Raw genomic sequence first — 3,727 nt, 5'->3', positions numbered from 1 at the left:
CTGTGCGTTGGTTTTAGTGTTTAAGGCGGTATGCAGCAGCTTCGGTATTGCGTTGTTCACCCCTTAACAAGGCGTTAGTACGGGATTGGCATCAAAGCTCAAAGTTTTGGTGTTTATCGGTTTCGTTTCCTAGCTTTACACCTGAATGGGCGTGCCTTTCACGTTCTTTCCGGTGGCACTATGTGAGTTGTTTTCGCTTTGCTTTCACCGTTTACGGCTTCTAACTTTTTGGCTATTTCGTTGGCGCTGTTTCTTTTGTGTTGTTGGCTTTTAGTCTTCAATTCGGTACTTTGGTGTGGTTGTCAAAGTTCGGTGACCGAATCCTTTGCTAATTGGAAACTGGTCGAAATAGGGTAGTTTGGCGTATTTTTCTTCTAGCCAACTTGCGTTTTGAGGTTGAGTTTTAATTTTGCAGTCGTCTGTTTGGCTTTAGCGTCTTAGCCTATAGTTTCGTGCTATATTTCTATATCTTGGTGCAAACTAAAAGGTTTAGGAACAGCGTACTAACAAACAATTTAAGAGTGATTCGGCACGCGTGGCATTTTTACTATGCGTCGGTTTTAGTGATTATGGTGGTATGCGGAAGCATCGGTATTGCGCGCCTCACACCTTAATTGGGCGTTAGCACTGGGTTGGCATCAAAGGTTAAAAGTTTCTGTGTTTATTGGTTTCTTTTCCTAGCTTTACACCTGATCTAATGTGCCTTTCACGTTCGCTCCGGTGGCACTAGATGCGTAGTTTTCGCTTTGACTTCATCGTTTACGGCTTCTAACTTTTGGGTGATTTCTCTGGTGTGGTTTCTTTAACGCTGAGATATTTTCGTCAAAGCTAGGTTTCTTTGAAGCTGCTGTTCAAGTCCGAAGCCCGTATTCTTTGCTAATTTGAAAGCGGTGAAAAAGGTCAGTTAAGCATGTTTTTCTTCTAGCTAACTTACGTCTTGATGTTTGCTTTTAGTTTGGCAGCTGCCCGTTTGGTTTCAGTGTTTTTAGTCATAAATATCGTGCTATATTTCAATATATTGGCGTATGCCAAAGGCTTAAAGGGCAGCGTGCTAACAAACAGTTCAAGTGGGATTCAGCACGCGTGGCATTTTTGGTATGCGTTTGATTTTGGTGTTGAAGTGCAATGCAGAGGCTTGGTCATTGCGTGCTTCACCCCTTAACTGGGCGTTAGCCCTATCAGAGGAAAATAATGAAATCTGCATTATTAGTTATTGATGTTCAGTCGATTCTGTTCGACCCGGAACCTCAACCATTTGAATCACAAATCGTACTCAACAAAATTAATGAGGTTACGAAATTTGCGCGTGCTAAGTCTGTCCCAGTTATCTTTGTCCAGCACGAGCAACCTAAATCTGTTATTGAATACGAAAGCGCTGGTTGGGCATTGCAGTCGAACTTAATTACACAAACTGGTGACCATTTCGTTCGCAAAACAACACCAGACTCGTTCTTGAATACTAATCTTCAAAGTGTTTTGAATGAACTCGATGTAGATAGCCTAATTGTGTGTGGATACGCCTCAGAGTTTTGCGTTGATACCACCATTCGTAGAGCAGCAGGTTTAGGTTATCCAGTAACTTTGGTTTCGGATGCTCATACAACTCATGATAAGGAACACGCCAGTGGGGCTCAAATTCGAGAGCACCACAATGCCACGTTACCTAATATTTCGAGTTTCGGTGTCAAAATCGAAGCGGTAGAGGCACGCAACCTTTGGGCATAGGGCTAACAAGCAATTTAAGAGTGATTCAGCACGCTTGGCATTTTTAGTTTGGGTTAAGTTCGGTGATTACGGTGGTTAAATTGAGTGTCGTGGTCGCGTGCTTCACACCTTAATTGGGCGTTATGTAGCCACGAGAGGACGGTAAGTTAAAAGGATTTATATATGTTAAATATTCGCCAAGCTCGCATTGAAGATATCAGTGTTATCAAGAAACTACAGTTTCAGCTTAATGAGTATCATCAAGCAAATTTACCTGATGACTTCTTATCACCGGAAGAAATTGAACAAAAAATAGACCTGCACAAGATAATCGAAAGTGAAAGCTCGATTTTTCTGGTAGCCGAAAGCAAAGGGCTGTTAGTAGGTTTTGTTTTTGGTGAGCTATGGGTTCGTAAGTCTTGGACGCTCAAACAGCGAAAAATCGCGAGCATTGAACAAATAGTAGTGGATTCATGCTTTAGAAGCCAAGGCGTTGGATTGGCGCTAATAGAGGCATTTGAGGAAAGGGCTATTTCTAACGGCGGAGAAGAGCTGTTTTTAGAAGTATATTCCTTCAATGAATCTGCTTTAGGTTTGTATCGCAAAGCTGGTATTGCCCCCAAAATCCTAATTGGGCAGAAAGCACTAAGCTGAAAGTCGGCTACATAACAAATTGTTCAAGAGTGATTCGGCACGCGTGGCATTTTTACTATGCGTTAGTTTTAGTGGTTAAGGTGCTATGCGTAGGCTTCGGTATTGCGTGCCTCACACCTTAACAAGGCGTTAGCTGTTTAAGGAAAAAATGAGAAAATACGATAAGCCGCTATTCTGGCTGTATATAAAAACAAGAGACTCGTTGTTGTCATCTTTTAAGGGCTTTCTGGGAATGCTTTTAGTGTTGTTCGGGGCAGCAGTAGTTTTAGGTAATGAATCCCCCGAGAATGTCTGGATTTCGGTGGGAATCATTTTACTAGTATCTAGTCTTCCAGTCTCAATGGGCCTGATGATGGTAAAGCTCAAATTTAAGAGTTTTGCTGGGTCAATACCTACAGCAGAACTAGCGTATTTTTTACAGCACGATGAAGGTGCAAACTTAGATAAAGCTGTGAGAGGTTTATTTTCGTTATGCCTATCTTTTATGATTTACCTTTGGTTTACGATGGTAACTATCGCAGTACTCGGTATGTTGGGAGCAAAGCTCGTGTTGTAAAACACAGCTAACAAACTGTTTAAGAGGGATTCGCAACGCGTGGCATTTTCACTATGCGTTGGTTTTAGTGTTTAAGGCGGTATGCGGCGGCTTAGGTATTGCGTTGCTCACCCCTTAACAGAGCGTTATGCCGCTATATGAAAAACGGGAGAGGACATGAAAGGGGAAATTGTTCGCTGGGTTGATGAGCGCGGTTTTGGGTTCATAAATTCCAATGAACTGGATGGTGACATTTTTGTTCATGTATCCAAGTTCAAAAAAGGATACCGACGCCCTCGAATAGGGGACCAAGTAGAGTTTCAACTGGCAAGTGTTCAGCCTAAGTTAAGTGCGGAAAGTGCTCAGTTAGTCGGTGTCAAACCACAGAAAAGCAATTCTTTTTCAGTTGTATTATCAGCAGTTATCGTCGGTCTAATAGGCGCAGCCTTATATCTGTTTTATATAGAGCCCAAGCTAAACCCTGCATATGAAAATATGGGGTTTAGTTGCCAAGGTAAGACCTACTGTAGCGAAATGGCGTCTTGTGACGAAGCAAAGTTTTATTTATCAAATTGTCCAAATGTCAAAATAGATGGCGACAATGATGGTACTCCTTGCGAGAGTCAGTTATGTGGTAGTTGGTAGGATCGGCATAACAAACTGTTTAAGAGTGATTCGCAACGCGTGGCATTTTTACTATGCGTTGCGTTTAGTGTTTAAGGTGGTATACAGGAGCTTCGGTATTGCGTTGCTCACACCTTAACAGGGCGTTATAACCACGGCATAAAATGGAGTATTTATGATAGCAAGGGAATGGAAAGCTACTTGCCCTAA

General features: G+C 42.2%; 4 protein-coding genes. All 4 read left to right on the top strand.

Annotation, left to right across the window (positions count from 1 at the left end):
* Positions 1-1,191 precede the first annotated feature (1,191 nt).
* A complete protein-coding gene (locus R7O13_RS23755) occupies positions 1,192-1,725 on the top strand; it encodes a cysteine hydrolase family protein (RefSeq protein ID WP_318304801.1) in 534 nt (177 codons plus the stop codon).
* A 162-nt stretch (positions 1,726-1,887) separates the two neighbouring features.
* The gene (locus R7O13_RS23750; RefSeq protein WP_054702902.1) at positions 1,888-2,358 is read left to right on the top strand and encodes a GNAT family N-acetyltransferase; all 471 of its coding nucleotides are present in this window, start codon (positions 1,888-1,890) and stop codon (positions 2,356-2,358) included.
* A gap of 148 nt (positions 2,359-2,506) precedes the next feature.
* On the top strand, positions 2,507-2,914 hold the full coding sequence (locus R7O13_RS23745) for a hypothetical protein (RefSeq protein ID WP_171345237.1): 408 nt from the start codon (positions 2,507-2,509) through the stop codon (positions 2,912-2,914).
* A gap of 156 nt (positions 2,915-3,070) precedes the next feature.
* The gene (locus R7O13_RS23740; RefSeq protein WP_038899037.1) at positions 3,071-3,538 is read left to right on the top strand and encodes a cold shock domain-containing protein; all 468 of its coding nucleotides are present in this window, start codon (positions 3,071-3,073) and stop codon (positions 3,536-3,538) included.
* The last annotated feature ends 189 nt before the right edge of the window (positions 3,539-3,727 follow it).

Source organism: Vibrio sp. Y176 (genome assembly GCF_033438945.1).
Note: the sequence above shows the minus strand (reverse complement) of the source record. Positions and strands in the feature narration are given on the sequence as shown.

What these genes read in the sequence shown, in the direction of transcription:
- R7O13_RS23755 (WP_318304801.1), top strand. Translation starts at nt 1,192, where the DNA reads ATGAAATCTGCATTATTAGTTATTGATGTTCAGTCGATTCTGTTCGAC.
- R7O13_RS23750 (WP_054702902.1), top strand. Translation starts at nt 1,888, where the DNA reads ATGTTAAATATTCGCCAAGCTCGCATTGAAGATATCAGTGTTATCAAG.
- R7O13_RS23745 (WP_171345237.1), top strand. Translation starts at nt 2,507, where the DNA reads ATGAGAAAATACGATAAGCCGCTATTCTGGCTGTATATAAAAACAAGA.
- R7O13_RS23740 (WP_038899037.1), top strand. Translation starts at nt 3,071, where the DNA reads ATGAAAGGGGAAATTGTTCGCTGGGTTGATGAGCGCGGTTTTGGGTTC.